The 1164-nt window shown below is 74.1% G+C and carries 2 protein-coding genes; both read right to left on the reverse strand.

The window, feature by feature from the left end; all coding sequences use genetic code 11:
* Positions 1 to 22: 22 nt before the first annotated feature.
* The gene (locus tag FNH05_RS37570; RefSeq protein WP_425458539.1) at positions 23 to 946 is read right to left on the reverse strand and encodes a DUF4097 family beta strand repeat-containing protein; all 924 of its coding nucleotides are present in this window, start codon (positions 944 to 946) and stop codon (positions 23 to 25) included.
* Positions 943 to 1164 (reverse strand): toxin-antitoxin system HicB family antitoxin (locus FNH05_RS37575; RefSeq protein WP_144593567.1); only part of this gene is annotated, 222 nt, incomplete at its 5' end. The genes FNH05_RS37570 and FNH05_RS37575, both read right to left, overlap by 4 nt.

Consider the following 1164-nt stretch of genomic DNA (forward strand, 5'->3'; position numbering starts at 1 on the left):
TCCGGCGGCCACCGCGGTTCGCTCACCGGACGGCGCGGGTGACGACGGCGTCGCCGGAGCCGCTGCGGGCGGTGATGTGCAGGGGCACCTCGCCCCCGGGCGGTTCGGCGGTCACGTCGAGCTCGCTGTTCACCTTGCCGGAGCTGGAGGTCAGGTCGATCTCGGCGGCCACGCCGGGCCGCACGGCGATCCGGATCTCCCCGGATCCGGTGATCAGGTCGATGCTGCCCTCGGCGGCGTCGGCGACCGAGAGGTCCCCGCTGCCGCTGCGGGCGAGGATCTCCCCGGAACAGGTGCCCAGCCACACGTCGCCGGTCCCGGTGCCCACGGTGGCCGAGCCGGCCAGGGAGGAAACCTCGACGTCCCCGCTGCTGGTGTGCAGCTGGAGTCCCGACGGCACCGGGCCGAGCCGGATGGCGCCCGAGCCGGTGCGCACGACCGCGGCCCCCTCGGCCCGGTCGAGCCGGACCTCCCCGGTGCCGGTCATGATGTCGGCGCGCCCGCAGGCGCCGGTGACGGTGACGTTCGCGGAACCGGAGCGCACCGAGACGTGGCTGCCCGCGGCGGCGCGGAGGGTGACCGCGAGCGGGATGTTGCGCAGCGGCAATGCCTTGGGTGCGCGCACGACGAGCCGGTTTCCGGTCAGTTCGATCCGGGTCTGGCGCAGCGCCTCCGCCGGAGTGGACCGCAGTTCACTGCCCAGCTGGTCACCGAACCGTTCGCTGACCCAGCTCAGCAGGTTCGACACGCCCTCGCTCCAGGGCGCGGCGGAGTCGGGCTGGTGCCGGACCTCGACGAAGGTCTCGGAGGCTTCGGCCTCGTCCGCGGTCAGCTGGATCTCGACGCGGCCGTTGGTGAGGTTCACGTCCAGCTCGAGGGGCCCCTGCGCGGGGAAGGTCTGGGTGCGGATCGGGCTCTCCGGTGGTTCGGTCACGGGCCCGGTCACCCCCGCACCCAGCCGTGCAGATGGGAACCGCCCCCGTGCTCACCGGGTTTGCCCTGGCCGCCGGCGCCGCCGGGGAAGGGCCCGCCGCGCAGGGCGCCCTGGACGGCCTGGGAGATGAACGTGTTCAGCGAGACGCCCTGGGCGGCGGCCGCCTGCTCCGCCTGGCCCTTGATCTGCTCGACCATGCGCAGCGTCATCCGGGCGATGCTGTCGCCACC

This window comes from Amycolatopsis rhizosphaerae (assembly GCF_007713715.1).
Taxonomy (GTDB): Bacteria; Actinomycetota; Actinomycetes; order Mycobacteriales; family Pseudonocardiaceae; genus Amycolatopsis_E; species Amycolatopsis_E rhizosphaerae.